This window comes from Amycolatopsis thermoflava N1165 (genome assembly GCF_000473265.1).
GTDB lineage: Bacteria > Actinomycetota > Actinomycetes > Mycobacteriales > Pseudonocardiaceae > Amycolatopsis_E > Amycolatopsis_E thermoflava.
Window position 1 is genome coordinate 6,055,701 of record NZ_KI421511.1, and the last position, 18,634, is coordinate 6,074,334.

Annotated in this window: 18 protein-coding genes; 11 read left to right on the forward strand and 7 right to left on the reverse strand. The window is 70.7% G+C overall.

The genetic code is table 11. The features are described 5' to 3' along the window. Positions 1 to 205 precede the first annotated feature (205 nt). Positions 206 to 1,084, reverse strand: a complete 879-nt coding sequence (locus AMYTH_RS0129855; protein ID WP_027933326.1) for a helix-turn-helix domain-containing protein — start codon at positions 1,082 to 1,084, stop codon at positions 206 to 208. Between the two features lie 154 nt (positions 1,085 to 1,238). Here AMYTH_RS0129855 and AMYTH_RS0129860 point away from each other — a divergent pair, with 154 nt between their 5' ends. Next, positions 1,239 to 2,072: an SAM-dependent methyltransferase gene (locus tag AMYTH_RS0129860; protein ID WP_027933327.1), complete on the forward strand. Its 834-nt coding sequence runs from the start codon at positions 1,239 to 1,241 to the stop codon at positions 2,070 to 2,072. Here AMYTH_RS0129860 and AMYTH_RS0129865 read toward each other — a convergent pair. After that, positions 2,069 to 2,449, reverse strand: coding sequence for a sterol carrier family protein (locus tag AMYTH_RS0129865; RefSeq protein WP_037322773.1), 381 nt, complete (start codon positions 2,447 to 2,449; stop codon positions 2,069 to 2,071). The genes AMYTH_RS0129860 and AMYTH_RS0129865 overlap by 4 nt on opposite strands. Positions 2,450 to 2,514: 65 nt before the next feature. On the opposite strand from AMYTH_RS0129865, the gene AMYTH_RS0129870 reads away from it, so the two are divergent. From AMYTH_RS0129870 to AMYTH_RS0129885, 4 genes are all read left to right on the forward strand, one after another. Beyond that, entirely contained in the window at positions 2,515 to 3,138 is a 624-nt protein-coding gene (locus AMYTH_RS0129870; RefSeq protein WP_020421413.1) for a type VII secretion system-associated protein, read from the forward strand. A gap of 94 nt (positions 3,139 to 3,232) precedes the next feature. Beyond that, entirely contained in the window at positions 3,233 to 4,066 is an 834-nt protein-coding gene (locus tag AMYTH_RS0129875) for a lysozyme (RefSeq protein ID WP_084022708.1), read from the forward strand. A gap of 188 nt (positions 4,067 to 4,254) precedes the next feature. Beyond that, complete coding sequence (locus tag AMYTH_RS0129880) at positions 4,255 to 5,115, forward strand: lysozyme (RefSeq protein WP_027933330.1); 861 nt, start codon at positions 4,255 to 4,257, stop codon at positions 5,113 to 5,115. 162 nt (positions 5,116 to 5,277) lie between these two features. Continuing rightward, positions 5,278 to 6,342 carry a hypothetical protein gene (locus tag AMYTH_RS0129885; protein ID WP_027933331.1) on the forward strand — a complete coding sequence of 355 codons (1,065 nt, stop codon included), beginning with the start codon at positions 5,278 to 5,280 and terminating at the stop codon, positions 6,340 to 6,342. Here the strand turns inward: AMYTH_RS0129885 and AMYTH_RS0129890 are convergent. Beyond that, on the reverse strand, positions 6,339 to 6,917 hold the full coding sequence (locus tag AMYTH_RS0129890) for a helix-turn-helix domain-containing protein (RefSeq protein ID WP_027933332.1): 579 nt from the start codon (positions 6,915 to 6,917) through the stop codon (positions 6,339 to 6,341). The genes AMYTH_RS0129885 and AMYTH_RS0129890 overlap by 4 nt on opposite strands. A gap of 46 nt (positions 6,918 to 6,963) precedes the next feature. Between AMYTH_RS0129890 and AMYTH_RS0129895 the strand changes: the two genes are divergently transcribed. Continuing rightward, positions 6,964 to 7,440, forward strand: a complete 477-nt coding sequence (locus tag AMYTH_RS0129895) for a GNAT family N-acetyltransferase (protein WP_037322774.1) — start codon at positions 6,964 to 6,966, stop codon at positions 7,438 to 7,440. Positions 7,441 to 7,720: 280 nt separating this feature from the next. Here the strand turns inward: AMYTH_RS0129895 and purL are convergent, their stop codons facing one another. Continuing rightward, entirely contained in the window at positions 7,721 to 10,009 is a 2,289-nt protein-coding gene (gene purL, locus AMYTH_RS0129900) for a phosphoribosylformylglycinamidine synthase subunit PurL (RefSeq protein WP_020421406.1), read from the reverse strand. A gap of 81 nt (positions 10,010 to 10,090) precedes the next feature. Here purL and AMYTH_RS0129905 point away from each other — a divergent pair, with 81 nt between their 5' ends. Beyond that, on the forward strand, positions 10,091 to 11,671 hold the full coding sequence (locus tag AMYTH_RS0129905) for an ABC transporter transmembrane domain-containing protein (protein WP_027933334.1): 1,581 nt from the start codon (positions 10,091 to 10,093) through the stop codon (positions 11,669 to 11,671). Then, positions 11,656 to 13,383, forward strand: a complete 1,728-nt coding sequence (locus tag AMYTH_RS0129910) for an ABC transporter ATP-binding protein (protein WP_027933335.1) — start codon at positions 11,656 to 11,658, stop codon at positions 13,381 to 13,383. Before AMYTH_RS0129905 ends, AMYTH_RS0129910 begins: the two co-directional genes overlap by 16 nt. A gap of 42 nt (positions 13,384 to 13,425) precedes the next feature. Here the strand turns inward: AMYTH_RS0129910 and purQ are convergent, their stop codons facing one another. Together purQ and purS are read right to left on the reverse strand one after the other, a co-directional pair. Beyond that, positions 13,426 to 14,097, reverse strand: coding sequence for a phosphoribosylformylglycinamidine synthase subunit PurQ (purQ, locus tag AMYTH_RS0129915; RefSeq protein ID WP_027933336.1), 672 nt, complete (start codon positions 14,095 to 14,097; stop codon positions 13,426 to 13,428). After that, positions 14,094 to 14,330 carry a phosphoribosylformylglycinamidine synthase subunit PurS gene (gene purS, locus AMYTH_RS0129920; RefSeq protein WP_017985747.1) on the reverse strand — a complete coding sequence of 79 codons (237 nt, stop codon included), beginning with the start codon at positions 14,328 to 14,330 and terminating at the stop codon, positions 14,094 to 14,096. Before purS ends, purQ begins: the two co-directional genes overlap by 4 nt. 109 nt (positions 14,331 to 14,439) lie before the next feature. Between purS and AMYTH_RS45935 the strand changes: the two genes are divergently transcribed. Beyond that, entirely contained in the window at positions 14,440 to 14,913 is a 474-nt protein-coding gene (locus AMYTH_RS45935) for a YfbM family protein (RefSeq protein WP_084022709.1), read from the forward strand. Here AMYTH_RS45935 and AMYTH_RS0129930 read toward each other — a convergent pair. Continuing rightward, positions 14,910 to 16,199, reverse strand: coding sequence for an MFS transporter (locus AMYTH_RS0129930; RefSeq protein WP_027933337.1), 1,290 nt, complete (start codon positions 16,197 to 16,199; stop codon positions 14,910 to 14,912). The genes AMYTH_RS45935 and AMYTH_RS0129930 overlap by 4 nt on opposite strands. 167 nt (positions 16,200 to 16,366) lie before the next feature. Between AMYTH_RS0129930 and AMYTH_RS0129935 the strand changes: the two genes are divergently transcribed. Then, a complete protein-coding gene (locus AMYTH_RS0129935) occupies positions 16,367 to 17,314 on the forward strand; it encodes a U32 family peptidase (protein ID WP_027933338.1) in 948 nt (315 codons plus the stop codon). Then, a complete protein-coding gene (locus AMYTH_RS0129940) occupies positions 17,311 to 18,633 on the forward strand; it encodes an aldehyde dehydrogenase (NADP(+)) (protein WP_027933339.1) in 1,323 nt (440 codons plus the stop codon). The genes AMYTH_RS0129935 and AMYTH_RS0129940 overlap by 4 nt, the downstream gene beginning before the upstream one ends. Position 18,634 lies beyond the last annotated feature (1 nt).

An 18,634-nucleotide genomic window follows, 5' to 3' on the forward strand; every position in this document is an offset into this window, starting at 1 on the left:
AGTGCATCTGCGCGGTGCAAATGCACGTGCACTGGCCTTGTGGCGATCACGCTACCACTGGTGACTGCACGGGTAAATGCACGTGCACGGCCGAGACTAATCCCAGATCGGAGGGTGAGGAATGGGGCGGGGCATGTAATTCGATCGGGTGACAAAAACTGGCCTGGCTGGCCTCGTTCCGACTACTCGTCGTCACCCATTTCGTCTAAAGCTCTTCCCGCTTCTTCAACAGCATCTGCCGGGTCCGATCGGGTGTTTCCGCGTCGACGGCGAGCCGGTCGAACGCGCGGCCGTAGACCTCCAGGTCCTCCGGCTTCTCCAGGTACTGCGCGCCGTTGAGGTGCTCGACGTAGGCGATGTTCGGCAGGTCCGGCTCGGCGAACTGCAGCAGCGAGAAGGCGCTTTCCGCGGCGAACCAGCTCATGTCGAACGGGATGACCTGGATGGTGACGTTGGGCAGCTCGATGAGCTCCAGCAGGTGGCTGATCTGCTGCTTGAGGACGGCGGCGCCGCCGAACGGCCGCTCCAGCACGGCCTCGTCCAGGACCGCCCACAGCCGCGGCGGCTTCGGCCCGCTGAGCAGCTTCTGGCGGCGCATCCGCAGGCCCACCTTGCGCTCGACGCCCTCGTCCCGGCTGTCCGGGTCGCCGTGGCTGATCACCGCACGCGCGTAGCGCTCGGTCTGCAGCAGGCCGGGCACGAACATCAGCTCGTACGTGCGGATCCGGGAGGCAGCCTCCTCCAGGCCGATGTAGTTGTCGAACCAGCCGGGGACGAGGTCGTTGTAGGGGTGCCACCAGCCGGGCTGGTTGGACTCCTTGACCATCTTGACGGCCCATTCCCGCTCGGCCGGGTCGTGGACGCCGTACATGGTCAGCAGGTCGGTGACGTCGCGTTCCTTGAAGCCGACGCGACCCAGCTCCATCCGGCTGATCTTCGACTCGGACGCGCGGATCTCCCATGCCGCCTTGGCGCGCGTGATGCCCGCCTTCTCACGCAGGCGGCGGAGCTGGGTGCCGAGGATCATCCGGCGAGCCGTCGGGCCGGTGGCCTGTTCGGAGCCGGGGAGGTCGATGGGAGCCATCAAAGACCCTTCCTCGCAGAAATCACCAGTCATCCAACTTACAGCGCGGTGGGCCGCAGTCAAGCGCGGTGTGGATTTACCGGGCGCGGCACGCCCCTTACCCTACGTGGGTCCGACAATTCCATTCACATTCGATACGCCCGGGAGACCCGCGATGTCCGGTGCCACCGCTCCCTATCCGAGTGCAGTTCCCGTAGGTGTGGACCCGACGAGGGCGAGCATCGCGCGCGTGTACGACGCCGCGCTCAACGGCAAGGACAACTACGAGATCGACCGGCAGGTGCTGGCGCAGGTCCGCACCGTCGCCCCGCAGGTCAACGACCTGGCCTGGGCCAACCGGGACTTCCTGATCCGCTCCTGCCGGTTCCTGGCCATGCAGGCCGGGATCGACCAGTTCCTCGACCTCGGCTCCGGGCTGCCGACTGCCGAGAACACCCACCAGGTCGTGCAGCGGGTGCACCCCGAGGCGAAGGTCCTCTACGTCGACAACGACCCGGTGGTGCTCGCGCACGGCCGCGCGCTGCTCGAGGAGAACGACCGCACCCACTTCGTCGCCGCGGACATCTTCCAGCCGGAGCAGATCCTGGAGCACCCGGAGATCCGCGAGTTCCTGGACTTCTCCCGGCCGATCGCGCTGCTGCAGATCGGCACCTGGCACCACTACCTCGGCGACGACGGCGGCCAGAAGATGGCCACCTACATCGACGCGCTGGCCCCCGGTTCGTACGTCTCCATCGCCCACTTCTACAACCCGGGCACACCGGAGCACGCCGAGCTGGCCGCGAAGATGGAGGAAAAGTTCGTCCACAGCCCGATGGGCAGCGGCCGGTTCCGGACCAGGGAGGAGATCCAGGCCCTGTTCCCCGGCCTGGAGATGGTCGAGCCCGGCCTCGTCCTGTGCGACGACTGGTGGCCGGACGGCCCGCGGCTGCAGCCGCTGAACCTCGTCCGCCAGTGCATCGCCGGCGGCGTCGGCCGCAAACCCTAGAGGCGCACTATCGGCAACCAGTGCGAGAGGTCGGCCCGGGTCCCGGACGCCGTGACCCGGCCCTCCCGCACCGCGTCCGTCCATTCGAGACGGCCCGTGGCCAGTTCCAGCCACGTCCGCGGGTCCGTCTCGACCACGTTCGGCGGCGTGCCGCGGGTGTGCCGCAGCCCCTCGACGCACTGCACCGCCGCGAACGGCGGCACCCGCACCTCGACACTCCTGCCGGGGGCGTCCTGGGCGAGCGTGCGCAGGCTCAGCCGGACGGCCGCGGCGAGCTCCGGGCGGGCAGGCCGGTCGGCTTCTCCGCTCAACCAAGCCGAAACGACCTGCAGCGCGGCTCTCAACTCAGCGGGGTCAACCGGACGCGGTGCGGGCATGGTCAAACAGTAGAGTGCACAGCAGCAGACGTGAGCAAGGTGACGCGGAAACACGGGGTTCGCACATGGCGCAGCGGGACGAGGCGGATCGGCTTCTACCCAATCCTCAGCCCGAGCACAAGACGGGCAAGCCCAAGATCACCGAGGAGATGCGCGCCAACGCCAGGGCGAACCCGAACAGCTGGCTCTACGTGATCGACGAGGCGTTCGACCCCAACGGGCCGGTGCCGTCGTGGGCCGTCGTGGGCGCGTACCCGGTCAACGGCAGCGGCAACATCGTGGAGGACTTCCACCCCAACGACCGCTACCGGCCGTCGCCGAAGGCGCTCGGGTTCCCGGAGCCGCGCAACGACCTGGAGCGGCTGCTGCAGCTGGTCCGGACCAACCACCGGCCGGCGAGCGACCTGCCGCCGGTGATCCTCGACTCGACGCTGTTCGTCTACGCGCTCGCGCCCATGCAGCGCACCGTCATCGGGTTCCACAACACCGACGGCCGCGTCCTGGTGCCCGCGTACACGTCGAAGTCGCTGGTGCCGCCGGAGTGGCCGCACGCGAGGGCGGTCCTCGGCCGCGACATGGTGCCGCTGCTCGCGGGTCACGCGGTGGCGATCAACCCGCACGACGTGGTGACCGCGGTGGTGCCTGCCGAGCACCTGGTGGCCGCGCTCGAGCAGGAGCAAAAAGACTAAACATTCCGCACGGTTAAGCCAGTCGCATCACGCTTTCGAGGTAAGCCGACTCGCAAAAAGCGCTCCATCGAGGCATCGTGACGACCATCGGAGGATGGGAGTCGCCGTGCAATTCTGGAGTTCGAAACTGCGCCTGGGCACGCTGCTCGTGTCCGTGGCGCTGGGGACGACCGCCGTGTGCGGAGCGGGGTCGTCCGCCGCGTCCACACCGGACTACTCGAAGGCGGAAAGCACTTTCGCCGGTTCGCAGATCGCCGCTGTCGAGGGCAAGGGCGATCCGCCCCGGTACAACGCGGATTCCGGCGCGCTGGGGCACGACGTCAGCGGGCACCAGGGTGACGTGAACTGGCCGAGCGCCTGGGGGGCGGGCGGCCGGTTCGTCTACGTCAAGGCCACCGAGGGCACCGGGTTCATCAACAAGCGTTTCACCCAGCAGTACAACGGTTCCTACAACATCGGGATGATCCGCGGCGCCTACCACTTCGCGCGCCCGGACGTCTCCGGCGGCCGCGAGCAGGCCGAGTACTTCCTCGCCCACGGCGGCGGCTGGACGCCGGACGGGCGGACGCTGCCCGGGGCGCTCGACGTGGAGTACAACCCGTACGGCGAGGCCTGCTACGGCCTCGACCCGACGCGCATGGGCGAGTGGATCCGCGACTTCTCGGACACCTACCACGCCCGCACCGGCCGCTTCCCGGTCGTCTACACCTCGACGAACTGGTGGAACAAGTGCACCGGGAACAACGCGGGCTTCGGGCAGAACAATCCGCTGTGGATAGCCCGCTACCAGCCGACCGTCGGCCCGCTGCCCGCCGGGTGGTCGCGCCAGTTCATCTGGCAGTTCGCCGATTCCGGAGTGCTGCCGGGCGACCAGAACCTGTTCAACGGGCCGCTGGAGCAGGTCAAGGGTTTCGCCACCAACAACTGACGTCGTAATCCGGTCGAGTTACTACGAAAGTCGGGCCGTCGTCGGCGACATGCGGGAATCACCCACTCGCCATCTGAAATTCACGGGATTCGGTGACAAAGCGGCAAGTCGTCATCAAGAATCACGGCCTGGACGGTCTCCCTGCAACCAAGACCGTCCTCAGCGAGGGCAATGGAAAGGACTCGGGTATGTCTGCTCCACGCAAGAGATGGTGGCGGTTCGCCACGTCCGCCACCGCCGCGTCGGTCGCCGTGCTCGTGCTCGGCGCCCTGGCCCCGGCCGGCGCGGCTCCGGCGACCGTCGACGGGATGCCGGTCGACGACTACGTCGCTCGTTACGATCACCCGATGGGTTCGCAGATCGCGCGCGTCGAGGGCGATCACTCGACCGCGGAGACGCAGGCCGTCGCCGCCGGCGACACCGCGGCGGCCGCGACGGTGGAGGGCATCGACGTCAGCGGCCACCAGGGCAACGTCGACTGGGCGAACTACTGGGGCCAGGGCAAGCGGTTCGCCTACGTCAAGGCGACCGAGGGCACGTACTACACCAACCCGTACTTCGCGCAGCAGTACAACGGCTCCTACAACATCGGCATGATCCGCGGCGCCTACCACTTCGCCACCCCGGACACGGCGTCCGGCGCCGCGCAGGCGAACTACTTCGTCGACCACGGCGGGGGCTGGTCGGCGGACGGCAAGACGCTGCCGGGCGCGCTGGACATGGAGTACAACCCGTACGGCCCGACCTGTTACGGCTTGTCCAAGAGCGGGATGACCGCGTGGATCAAGGACTTCAGTGACACCTACCACGCCCGCACCGGGCGGTACCCGGTGATCTACACCAGCACGAGCTGGTGGAACCAGTGCGTCGACGGGGCGTTCGCGGCGACGAACCCGCTGTGGATCGCACGCTACGCCTCGACGGTGGGCACCTTGCCCTACAACTGGGGTTTCCACACGTTCTGGCAGTACTCGTCGAGCCCGATCGACCAGAACACCTTCAACGGCGCGTACGACCGGCTGCAGGTGCTCGCCACCTCGAAGGGCTGACCGCGAGGGGGCTCCCGCCCGTCCGTGGTGGGAGTCTCCTTCGCTTTTGTCGGGGTCGCCAGGCACAATGCCCGTGATCAGTGCGATGTCCGGGCGTGGGGGAACCAGGTTCGGCGCCGATACGTCCGAGCAGGGCGTAGCGATCCAGGAAGGGCGACGTCGATGACCTACCCACCGCAGCCGGGACAGCCGGATTACGGTCAGCAACCAGATCCGTACGGCCAGCAGCAGGGCGGCTACCCCCAGTCCGGGGGCTTTCCGCAGCAGGGTGGGCAGTACGGCGGTCAGCAGTACCCGGGCCAGCAGCCCTACGGCCAGCCCGAGTACGGCCAGCAGCCCGGTTACGGGCAGCAGCCTGGCTACGGCCAGCAGCAGTACCCGGGCTACGACCCGAACTACCCGCAGACCGCGCAGTTCGGCTACGGCGGCCCGCCGCCCGGCGGTGGCGGCAGCAAGAAGGGCCTGTGGATCGGCCTGTCGGTCGGTCTCGTCGTCGTGCTGGCGGCGCTGGGCATCACCGGGTTCTGGGTGCCGGGCTTCTTCCTCGGCGACAAGGAGGAGGGTCCCCAGGCGGTCGCCCAGCAGGTGATCGACGGGATCCGGAACCACGACAAGAACGCGCTCAACGCGTTGAAGTGCGCGGACGCGGACCGGTCGGTCACCTCGGCGATCGAGGACGTCAACGACGTCGACAGCATCACGATCGGCAAGATCACGGAGAACGGCGACACCGCGACGGTCGAGTTCACCGCCAGCGCGGGCGGCGAGGACGGCACCGGCACCGGCACGCTGGCGAAGGTCAACGGCAAGTGGTGCTGGAAGGACCTGGAGACCAGGGCGTCCGGCAGCGGCGGCTCGACCCGCACGTCCACCTCGCGCTCGTCGAGCAGCCGCACGCCGACGTCGTCCAGCAGCTCGTCGACCGGGGGCACCGGCGGCAGCGACGGCAAGGCGATGGTCGAGGACTTCCTGGCCAAGATGGCGGCCGGTGACGTCAACGGCGTGACCTCGCTGGTCTGCTCCGACGCGACGCAGGACAACAAGGACGACGCGCGGGAGGCCGCCGAGAAGCGCGCCAACGTGACGCCGACCTACGACAGCGCCACGGACACCATGGTGTCCGGCGACCTGACCGGCACGCAGCAGGGCGAGCAGGTCACCGGCCTGTTCTTCGCGGAGAACTTCGACGGCGAGGGCTTCTGCGTCTCGGTGTTCGGGGTGTTCTAGCCGGATCGGCGGCCGAGGCCGGGGCGCCTCGGCCGCATGATCAGCGCCGCGACGTAGTACGTGCAGGACGTCGCGGCGCGGTTGGCGTAGGAGAGGGTGACGTCTGCCGGGAGGTAGAGGCTGTCACCCTCTTCCAGTTCCAGGGTGTCCTCGTCGATCGTCAGCGTGAGGACGCCGGACTGCACGTAGATGAACTCGTGGGAGCCCGCCGCGTAGGGCGGGTACGTGCCGGCCTCGCAGCCCGCGGGCAGCGTCGAGCGGATCCACTCGAAGTTCACCCCCGGCACGACGGGGGTGAGGATCGTCCGCTGCCACCCGCCCGGCTCGTCGACCACGTCCTGGTCCGCGGCCCGGCGCACGACCATCCGCGGCGGCTCGGTGAGCAGGTCCGTCAGTGGCAGCCCGAGCCCCTCCGCTATCCGGTCCAGCACCACGACGGTCGGCGCCTTCGAGCCCCGTTCGACGGCGGACAACATGCTGACGCTGACCCCCGACCGGTCGGCGAGCCCCTGCAGCGTCATGCCGCGCCCGGTGCGGGCGGTCTGGATGCGCCTGCCCAGCGCGTCGAGATCCATGTATCCTATAGTAGTGGTTGATTCTCCTATAGTGAAATCGGCTGGAGTGGCCGACCTGCCGGCCATCGCGGGGATCTACGAGGGTTACGTGCGGACCAGCACGGCGACGTTCGAGCTGGAACCGCCGGACCTGGCCGAATGGACTCGCCGTTTCACCGCGATCACCGACGCCGGCCTGCCGTTCCTGGTGGCCGAAGTGGACGGCCGCGTCGCCGGCTACGCGTACTGCTCGCCGTGGAAGACGCGCCCGGCCTACCGCCGCACGGCGGAGAACTCGATCTACCTCGCCCCGTGGTCGACGGGCCGCGGCGTGGGCGGCGCGCTGCTGGACGCGCTCCTGTCCCGGTGCCAGGAGAACGGAATCCGCGAGGTGATCGCGGTGATCGCCGACCCGGAACGCAACCCGGCCTCACCGGCGCTGCACCGCCGCCGCGGCTTCTCCGACGTCGGGGTGCTGCGCAACGTCGGCTACAAGCACGACCGCTGGCTCGACACGCTCCTGCTGCAGAAGAGCCTGATCTAGGGTTCCGGCATGCCACAGTGATCGCGCGGTGGCCCAACGACCGGTACCGCGCGGCGAGGACGATCGGTGCTCCGAGCACGGGCGGCATCAGCTGAAGCTGCTCCGTGCCGGACGCGTCACGGATCGACGCTTCGGCCAAGCCGGTGGAACTCCCGGCCGCCGACCACGTCGAGTTCCGCGGCCGCGTCCACTCATTGCCCTGGAACCCACGGCCCGGTCATCTTCGACGATGCCGAGTTCGCGGGCGCCACCGCACTGCGGCAGTAGCGCCCGCGACTCCTCAGTCGAACAGCTTCGGGAGCGTGCTCTCGAACGCGTCGCGCAGTTCCTCCATCCCGAAGGTCGCCACGCCCTGGATCTCCAGGCCGCCCGCCTCCGGGTCCACGACGCCGGCCTTGCGCCAGGGGAGGCCGCGGGCCGTGCACATCTCCGTGAACCGCAGCTCCTCGGTCCGCGGCACCGCCACCAGGACCCGCCCGGTGGACTCCGAGAACAGCTGCACGAACGGGTCGGCGTCCTCGTCGAGCAGGGCCCGCGCCCCGCACTGGCCGATCAGCACCATCTCCACCAGGGCCTGCGCCAGGCCGCCGTCGGACAGGTCGTGCGCGGCCGAGATCATCCCGTCGCGCGAACCGGCGACCAGGATCTCCGCCAGCAGCCGCTCGCGCTCCAGGTCCACCTTCGGCGGCAGCCCGCCCAGGTGCCCGTGGATCACGTGCGCCCACGCCGAACCGCCGAACTCGTCGTGCGTCTCGCCGAGCAGCAGGAGCGTCTCGCCCGCCTCGGCGCCGATCCCGGTCGGGATGCGCCGCCGCACGTCGTCGATCACGCCGAGCACGCCGACCACCGGCGTCGGCAGGATCGCCGTCTCACCGGTCTGGTTGTAGAAGCTCACGTTGCCGCCGGTCACCGGGATGCCGAGCTGCGCGCAACCGTCGGCGATGCCGTGCACGGCCTGTTCGAACTGCCACATCACGCCCGGGTCCGTCGGCGCCCCGAAGTTCAGGCAGTCGGTCACGGCCAGCGGGGTGGCGCCCGTCGTCGCCACGTTGCGGTACGCCTCGGCCAGCGCGATCTGCGCCCCCGCGTACGGGTCGAGGTACACGAACCGGCTGTTGCAGTCCGTCGACACCGCGACGCCGCGCCCGGTCTCCTCGTCGATGCGGATCATGCCGCCGTCCGACGGCTGCGACAGCACCGTGTTGCCGCGCACGTACCGGTCGTACTGGTCGGTGACCCACTCCTTCGACGCCTGGTTCGGCGACGAGACCACCTTCAGCAGCGTCTCCCGCAGTTCGTCCGGAGTGGACGGACGGTGCAGCTTCTCCGGCGTGTCCGCCTGCAGCTCGTCCTGAGTGGACGGACGGGCGACCGGCCGGTCGTACACCGGGCCCTGGTGCGCCACCGTGCGCGGCGGCACGTCCACCACGGTCTCGCCGTGCCAGGTCACCACCAGGTGGTCACCGTCGGTGACCTCGCCGATGACGGTGGCGATGACGTCCCACTTCGCGCACACCGCGAGGAACGCGTCCACCTTGGACGGTTCGACGACCGCGCACATCCGCTCCTGCGACTCGCTGGAGAGGATCTCCGCCGGGGTCATGCCCTCGGCGCGCAGCGGCACCTTGTCCAGCTCGACGTGCATGCCGCCGTCGCCGGCCGCGGCCAGCTCGGACGTCGCGCAGGACAGGCCCGCGCCGCCGAGGTCCTGGATGCCGACGACGAGCTTCTGCTGGAACAGCTCCAGGCAGCACTCGATGAGCACCTTCTCGGTGAACGGGTCGCCGACCTGGACGCTCGGCAGCTTCTTGCGGCCGCCGGAGTTCTCGTCGCCGGAGAACGTGTCGCTGGCCAGCACCGACACGCCGCCGATGCCGTCCAGACCGGTCCGCGCGCCGAACAGGATGATCTTGTTGCCGGTGCCGGACGCGAACGCCAGGTGCAGGTCCTCGGTGCGCATCGCGCCCACGCACAGCGCGTTCACCAGCGGGTTACCCGCGTAGCTGGCGTCGAAGGCGACCTCGCCGCCGATGTTGGGCAGGCCGAGGCAGTTGCCGTACCCGGCGACGCCGGCCACGACACCCGGCAGCACGCGGCGGGTGTCCGGCGCGTCGGCCGGGCCGAAGCGCAGCGAGTCGGCCACCGCGAGCGGCCGCGCACCCATCGCGAGGATGTCGCGCACGATGCCGCCGACACCCGTCGCGGCGCCCTGGTAAGGCTCCACATAGGACGGATGGTTGTGGCTTTCGACCTTGAAGGTGACCGCCCAGCCGTCGCCGATGTCGACGACACCGGCGTTCTCGCCGATCCCGGCGAGCATCTTCGAGCGCATCTCCTCGGTGGTGGTCTCGCCGAAGTAGCGCAGGTGCTTCTTCGACGACTTGTACGAGCAGTGCTCGCTCCACATCACCGAGTACATGGCCAGCTCGGCGTCCGTCGGCCGCCTGCCCAGGATCTCGCGGATGCGCGCGTACTCGTCGTCGGCGAGCCCGAGCTCGCGGTAGGGCTGCGGGAGGTCCGGCGTTTCCGCGGCCCGCTCGGTCGTGTCGATGGCCAGGGTGTCGGTCACAGCCTCCAGGGTACTTGCAGCGCTCTGACCGGCAGAAAATCGGTCGCGTGAGGTGAGCTGGGGCACTTACCGTCTGTTGTCATGCGCCTCCCGCCCCGGCTCACGCCACTGCGATTCCTCGGCGCGCTCCTGCGGGCACGGCCGTGGCTCGCGGTGTCCGCGTGTGTCCTGGGCGCGCTGTGGCTGCTGCCCGGCGCGCTGCTGCCGCTCGTGATCGGCGGGGTGGTCGAGGACATCCGCGCGGGCGAGGAGCTGCTCGGCGGGGTCGGCCTGGTCGTGCTGCTCGGCGTGGCGCAGGCGGTGTGCGCAGGCGCGCTGGTCTTCGCCGTGCACACCATGTGGATCCACGGCGCGGCGATGACGCAGCGCGCGGTCGTCGAGCACACGGCGCGGCTCGGGGCGTCGCTGCGGCCGCAGGCCGGGACCGGTGACGTGATGGCGGTGTCCTCCTCGGACATCAACCACATCGGCAACGTGTTCGAGGTGGCAGGCCGGCTGTTCGGCTCGGTGGTGGCCTTCCTCACCGTCAGCCTGGTGCTGATCGGCATGTCGCCGCTGCTGGGCGTGATCGCGCTGGTCGGGGTCCCGCTCGCGACGCTGAGCATGGGCAAGCTGGTCGCGCCGCTGCAACGCCGCAAGGGCGTGCAGCGCGAGGAGCTGTCCAGCGTGAACGCGCTGGCCGCGGACATCGTGTCGGGTCTGCGGATCCTCCGCGGCGTCGGCGGCGAGCAGCAGTTCCTCGGCCGGTTCCGCGGCGCCAGCCAGCGGGTCCGGCGGGCGGGCGTCGAGGTGGCGCGCAGCGAGTCGTGGCTGGTGGGCGCCGAGGTGCTGCTGCCCGGACTGGTCACGGTGGCGATCACCTGGCTCGGCGCGCGGTTCGTCGCGGCGGGCACGATCAGCGTCGGCGAGCTGGTGGCGTTCTACTCGTCGTCGGTCTTCCTGGTGGTGCCGGTGAGCACGGCGACCGAGTTCACCGCCGCGTTCTCCTCGGCGATGGTGTCGGCGAAGAAGGTCTGCGGAGTGCTGAGCCTGCGGCCGCTGCTGTCCGAGCCGGACGCGCCGGTCGCGCTGCCGGACGGGCCGCTGGAACTGCACGACACGACCTCCGGTTTCACCGCGGTGGCCGGAAAGCTGACCGTCGTGGACGCCGGGCCGGATGCCGAGGCGCTGGCCGCGCGGCTGGCCCGGTTCGCCGACCCGGAGCCCGGCGAGCGGGTACTCGTGTCCGGCGTGCCCGCCGCCCACGTGGCGCTGGCCGAACTCCGGTCACGCGTGGTCTACGCGCACAACCAGGACCTGTGGTTCTCCGGCATCCTGCGGGACCAGCTGGTCCCGGCCGAGCGGGCGGAGGTCGCGCTCTGGGCCGCCGACGCCGAGGACATCGTCGAAGGCCTGCCGAACGGGCTCGACGAGCTGATCGGCGAGCGGGGCCGCGAGGTGTCCGGCGGCCAGCGGCAGCGGCTGAACCTGGCCCGCGCGCTGGCACTGGACGCCGACACCCTGCTGCTCGACGAACCGACCTCGGCCGTCGACGCGCACACCGAGGCCCGCATCACCGAGCGGGTCACCGAGCTGCGCCGTGGCCGCACGACCGTCGTCTTCACGGAAAGTCCACTGTGGAAAGCGGTGGCGGACGAGGTGATCACATGCGTTTCAAGCTAGTGCTCGCGACCGGCGCCGAGGCCCGGCGCTGGGCGCGGGACCTGCTGCGCGTGAACCGCCGCGAGTTCGGCGTCGTGATCGGGCTGTTCGGCCTGGCCACGATCGCCGGGCTCGCCGGCCCGCAGATCCTCGGGCGCCTGGTGGACCTCGCGGTGGCCGGGGACAGCCGGATCGACCTGCTCGCGCTCGCGTTCGTGGTGATCCTGGTGGTGCAGGCGGTGCTGAAGCGGCTCGCGCGCTTCCGCGCCGGGATGCTCGGCGAGCGCGTGCTGGCCGAGACCCGCGAGGGGTTCGTCGAGCGCGCGCTGCGGCTGCCGCTGGGCACCGTCGAGGCGGCAGGCACCGGTGACCTGATCAGCCGCGCGACCACCGACGCCGACCGGATCGACTTCTCGGTCCGCAACGCGATCCCGGAGATCTCGATCGCGCTGATCACGATCGTGCTGACCGTCGCGGGGATGATCGTCACCTCGCCGCTGCTGTCGCTCGGGCTGCTGGTCGCGGTGCCGATCGTGGTGTTCACCATGCGCTGGTACGTCCGGCGCGCGCCGCGGATCGTCGAGGAGATGCTCGACCAGTGGTCGGAGGTGCAGTCGAGCCTGCACGAGACCACCGAGGGCGCGCGCACGGCGGAGGCACTCGGGCTGACCGGGCGGCGGATCGCGCTCGGGAACCGCACGCTGGCCGGGGCGGTCCGCGGCGAGCAGCGGCTGCGCGGGGTGACCGTCGGGTGGCTCCCGTGGATGCAGATCGCGCAGGTCACGCCGGTGGCGGCGGTGCTGCTGCTCGGTGGCTGGGCGTACGGCGAGGGCCTGGTCGGGCTGGGCACGATCACCACGATGGTGGTGTACGTGCAGGCGCTGGCCGGGCCGCTCGAAGAGGCGATGTGGTGGGTCGAGGACCTGCAGGTGTCCGGCACGGCGCTGCGCCGCGTTTTGGGAGTGCGGGGCGAGGCGGAACGCGCGGGTGGACCGCGGCCGCGTGGCCAGGAGATCGTGGTGCGGGACGTGCACTACGGCTACTCGGCAGGCCGCGAGGTGCTGCACGGCATCGACCTGCGGGTGCCGCCGGGGCAGCGGCTGGCGATCGTCGGCCCGTCCGGCGCGGGCAAGTCGACGCTCGGCAGGCTGCTGGCCGGGGTCGCCGCGCCCGGTTCGGGTTCGGTGACGATCGGCGGCGTGGAGGTGTCCGAGCTGGCCGAGGACGTGCTGCGCGGCGAGGTGCTGCTGCTGACCCAGGAGCACCACGTGTTCTCCGGGACGCTGCGGGAGAACCTGACGCTGCCGGCGGGTTCGTGGCGGGACGAGGAGCTGGTGCGCGCGCTGGCCGCGGTCGGGCTGCGCGACTGGTTCGACGGACTGCCGCACGGCCTGGAGACGAAGCTCGGCTCGGGCGCGCTGGCCGTGCCCGCCGCGACCGCGCAGCAGCTCGCGCTGGCGCGGGTCGTGCTGGCCGACCCGCACACGGTGGTGCTCGACGAGGCGACCTCGCTGCTGGACACCTCGTCGGCCCGCCACCTGGAGCGGTCGCTGAGCGGGGTGCTGGACGGCCGGACCGTGATCGCGATCGCCCACCGGCTGCACACCGCGGCGGCGGCCGACCGGGTCGCGGTGCTGGAGGCCGGGCGGATCACCGAGCTGGGCACGCACGCCGAACTGCTCGCCGCGAACGGCCCGTACTCCCGCCTGGTGACGGCCGCCAACGTCGGCTGAGGTTCCTCCGGAGGCCCGGCGCCCCCGGAGGAACCCGCCGGATCAGGCGTTGACGAGGCTGTCGACCAAGCTGAGGAACATCCCCAGCCCGTCGTCGCTGGGGCCGGTCAGCGCGTCGATCGCGTGCTCGGGGTGCGGCATCAGGCCGACGACGCGGCCGTTGGCGCTGCAGATGCCCGCGATGTCGTCACGCGAGCCGTTCGGGTTCTCGCCGACGTAGCGGAACACCACGCGGCCCTCGCCCTCCAGCTCGTCCAGCGTGGACTGGTCGGCGACGTAGCCGCCCTCGCCGGACTTGAGCGGCACCAGGATCTCGGCGCCCGCCTCGTACCGGGTCGTCCACGCCGTGGTGTTGTTCTCCACCCGCAGCCACTGGTCGCGGCACACGAAGTGCAGCTTCTTGTTGCGCACCAGCGCGCCCGGCAGCAGCCCGGCCTCGCACAGGATCTGGAACCCGTTGCAGATGCCGAGCACCGGCATGCCGCCCTTGGCCGCGTCGACCACCGACGACATCACGGGGGCGAAGCGGGCGATCGCGCCGCAGCGCAGGTAGTCGCCGTAGGAGAAGCCGCCGGGCACGATCACCGCGTCGACACCGCGCAGGTCCTCATCGGCGTGCCACAGGTTGACGGCCTCCGCGTCGGCATAGCGGGCGGCGCGGACCGCGTCCACGTCGTCCAGCGTGCCGGGGAAGGTGATCACACCGATCTTCACGGGAGCCTCCGCACGGTCCACTCCTCGATCACCGGGTTGGCGAGGAAGCCCTCGGCGATCTTGGCGAGCGTCTCGTCGTCGACCGAGTCGTCGACCTCGAGCTCGAAGTGCTTGCCCTGGCGCACCGAGGTGACCCCGGTGAAGCCCAGCCGCGGCAGCGCCCCGGCGACGGCTTGACCTTGCGGGTCGAGGATCTCGGGCTTGGGCATGACGTCAACCACCACACGGGCCACGGCGGGTCGCTCCAGTAATCGCAGGTAGGCGGTACCAGCCGAGTCTAGCTGTGGTGCGGGCACACCCCGCCCAGGGTGGTGACGGGTGTGACCTGGATACCTTCTGCCGATGGGAATGACACTGGGGTTCATCGAGGTCACGCCGGAGCAGCTGGACGGCGTGATGGACGACGGCAGGCTGGCCGAAGAGCTGTACGACGAGCTCAGCGACGACGCGACCGTCCGCGACGGGTTCATCGAGAAGGCCTGGGACGGCATCCAGTACCTCCTCGACGCCGCCGGGGTCGATGTGGACCTGCGCATGGACGGCGACCCCATCGAACACGACGGCGACGAGTTCAACGGCTTCCCGCCGGAGACGGTCAAGAGCATCGCCGAGTCGCTGAACGCCGCGCCGTTCGAGCGGCTCGCCGAGCACTACGACCCCGCCGACATGATGGCCCGCGAAATCTACCCGCGGATCTGGGACACCCACTCGGACGAGGAGCTGGAGTACCTTTCGGTGAACTACGCCACGCTGCGGGAGTTCTTCGACGCGGTCGCCCGCACCGGCAACGCCGCACTCGGCTGCTTCTCCTTCTAGCTGGTCAGCACCTTCGCGGTGTCCGCGCGGCGGCGCAGCACCCGGCGCAGCCCGTACGTGCCGAACAAGCCGAGCACGGACACCGCGATCAGGAAGTACAGGCCGGTCGCGGCCGAACCGGTGGCGTCCACGATCGCCGCGATGCCCATCGGGCCGAACCCGCCGCCGAGGTTGCCGATGCCGTTGATCGCGGCGATGCCCGCCGCCGCGGTCGCCCCGGCGAGGAACTTCGGCACCAGGCCCCACATCACCGGCTGGGCCGCGTAGCCGCCGATCGACGCCACGCACAGCCCGATCATCTGCAGCCACGGGGCACTCGCGGTCGCGGCCACGAGGAACCCGGCGATCGAGAAGCCGAGCATCAACGCGAGCCAGCCGAAGGGCGCCTCGCGCCGGTTGGCCAGCCGCGGCACCACGAGAAGACCAGCCATGACGCACACGTACGGGATCGCCGACACCGCGCCGACGCCGAAGCCGGACAGGTCGCCGAAGCCCTTCACGATCGTCGGCAGCCAGAACGCGAGTCCGTAGGTGGCGAGCGGGAAGCACAGGAAGAACAGGGCCATCGCCAGCACCCGTGAGTCCTTGAGCACCGCCCACGGGCTGTGCGGCTGGGCGCCGGCGGCCTCGGCCTCGCGGCGCAGCTCGCCGGTCAGCCAGGTGCGCTCGTCGTCGGTCAGCCACTTGGCGGTCTCGGGCGACTTCGGCAGGACCCACAGCACGATCGGCGTCAGCAGCACGGCGGGGACGCCGGTCGCGACGAAGATCCACTGCCAGCCCTCCAGGCCGAGGACGCCGTGCAGGTCGTTCAGCGCGCCCATCGCCGGGTTGCCGATGATGAACGACACCGGGCCGGCCAGCATGAACAGCCCGATCGCCTTGCTGCGGTGGCTTTCCGGGAACCAGCGGGTCAGGTAGTAGATGACGCCGGGGAAGAACCCGGCCTCGGCCGCCCCGAGCGCGAACCGCGCCAGGTAGAACTGCCAGGTCGTGGACACCAGCGCGGTCGCGACGGTGACCAGTCCCCAGGTGAGCATGATCCGCGCGATCCACCGGTTCGCGCCGTAGCGGTGCAGTGCGAGGTTGCTCGGCACCTCCAGCAGCGCGTAGGCGACGAAGAAGAACACCTGGCCGAGCGTGTAGACGGTCGCCGACAGGCCGAGCTCGGATTGCAGGGTCAGCTTCGCGAACCCGACGTTGGACCGGTCGATGTAGGCGATCACGTACAACAGCCCGAGGAAGGGCAGCAGGCGCAGGCTGATCTTGCGCAGGATGGCTGGGGGCACGGGTGACTCCGTTGTCTGCTCGTCCGATATCTCGGATGACGTTCGGCTCTCCGAACCTAAAGTCGGGATTCGGGTGGTGTCAACCGTCTTGACCGCGGTTCGGCCAGCGCCTAACGTCGTCCGGGACTACGAACCGCATCCGAAATTTCGAACAACGGTGGTGAACCGTGGACAGAACCCGCGACTTCCTGCGCACCCTGGGCCTGCCGCCCGGCGACCCGGGTGAGCTGCCGACGAGCCCCAAGCGGTTCCCGGACGGCGCCCAGTACCGGGTGGAAATCCCGAGCGTCGAGGGCCCGGAGGCACTGGAGGCCGTCTACGCCGAGGCCGACGCCCGCGGGGTCGTGGTGCACCGCGTCTCGCAGGGCAGCGGCGGCATGTTGCTGACGCGCGCGGAGCTGGCCGCGATGGCCGACCTCGCGCGGGCGCACGAGGTCGAGGTGAGCCTGTTCGCCCGCCCGGTCGCCGGGTGGGACACCGGTGCCGCGTCCGTGGCGTCCGGCGGCGGGCCGTTCGCCGCGCAGGCGCGGGGCGCCGAGCAGCTGGTCCACGTGCTGGAGGACATCCGCCGCACCGCCGAGGCCGGGATCCGCAGCGTGCTGGTCACCGACCTCGGGGTGCTGAGCGTCGCCGACCGCATGCGCGCGGCCGGGGAACTGCCCGTCGACATGCGGTTCAAGGTCAGCGTCCAGATGGGCCTGGCCAACCCGGCGTCGATCCGGCTCGCCGAACAGGCCGGGGCCACCACCTACAACGTGCCGACCGACCTGAGCCTGGCCCAGCTCGCCGCGATCCGCGCGGCCGTCGACCTGCCGCTGGATGTCTACATCGAGGCGCCGGACGACCTCGGCGGATTCGTCCGGCACTTCGAGATCGCCGAGATCGTGCGGGTCGCCGCGCCCGTCTACCTCAAGTTCGGGCTGCGCAACGCGCCGAACATCTACCCCAGCGGCACGCACCTGACGCCGACCGCGGTCGCGCTGGTGCGCGAGCGGGTCCGTCGTGCTGAGATCGGTCTCGAACTGCTCCACCGGCACGCGCCGGAGGCCGTCGGCTCGGCCCTGCCTGCCGCCGACCTCGCCGTGCCCGCCACCGTCGCGGAGGTGACCCGATGAGCTTGGACGACATCCTCGAAGCGGCCGCCGACGCCGCCCGGTCGTGGGCGCGCGCCGATCGCGCCGCGGCGTTGCAGAAGGTCGCGGACGGCATCGACGCGGCCGCGGACGAGCTCGTGCCGATCGCCCACGAGGAGACGCACATCCCGGAGGCGCGGCTGCGTGGTGAGGTCGTGCGCACCACGTTCCAGCTCCGGTTGCTGGCCGAGGAGGTCCAGCCGCGCACGGTCGTCGACGAGGCGGACCCCTCGTGGCCGCCCGCGCCGCGGCCGAAGCTGGTGCTGACCCACCGTCCGATCGGGCCGGTGCTGGTCTTCGCGGCGTCCAACTTCCCGTTCGCGTTCTCGGTCGCGGGCGGGGACACCGCGTCGGCGCTGGCGGCGGGCTGCCCGGTGGTGCTCAAGGCGCACCCCGGCCACCCCCGGTTGTCCGACGCGACCGGCGAGATCGTGCGGGCCGCGCTGCCGGAGGGCGTGTTCGCGTTGATCCACAGCGAAGAGGACGGCCGGGCCGCGCTGACCGATCCCCGCATCCGGGCGGCGGCGTTCACCGGTTCGCCCACCGCCGGGCGGGCGCTGTACGACCTGGCGGTCTCGCGGCCGGATCCGATCCCGTTCTACGGCGAGCTGGGCAGCGTGAATCCGGTGTTCGTCACCGAGGCGGCGGCGCGGGCGCGTGGCCCGGAGATCGCGGCCGGGTACGTGGACTCGTTCACGATGGGCGCCGGTCAGCTGTGCACGAAGCCCGGGTTGTTCGTGGTCCCGGCCGGGGCCGGGATGGGGGAGGCGGCGGCCGAGCGGGTGCGCCAGGTGGCCGCCGCGCCGCTGCTCAACGAGCGCATCGCGAGCGGTTACGCGGCGGTGCTCGGCCGGCTGGTCGGGCACGCCGAGGTGCGCACGCTGGTCGACGGCGGCGAGGCGCCAACACTGCTGGCCACGACCGCGAAGGCGCTGCTGGAGCACGGCGAGGCGCTGCGGACCGAGTGCTTCGGCCCGGCCTCGCTCGTGGTGGAGTACTCGACCGCGTCCGAAATGCTGGACGTCGTCCGGTCCCTCGACGGGCAGCTCACCGGAACCGTGCAGGCGGAGGACGACGACCCGGTGGCGGCCGAACTGGTCGACGAGCTGGCCGAGCACGTGGGGCGCGTGGTGTGGAACGGGTGGCCGACCGGGGTGGCCGTGACGCGCGCGATGCACCACGGCGGCCCGTACCCGGCGACCACGGCGCCGCTGCACACCTCGGTCGGCACGGCGGCGGTGGACCGGTTCCGGCGCCCGGTCGCGTTCCAGAACGTGCCGGACAACGTGCTGGGGCCTTGAG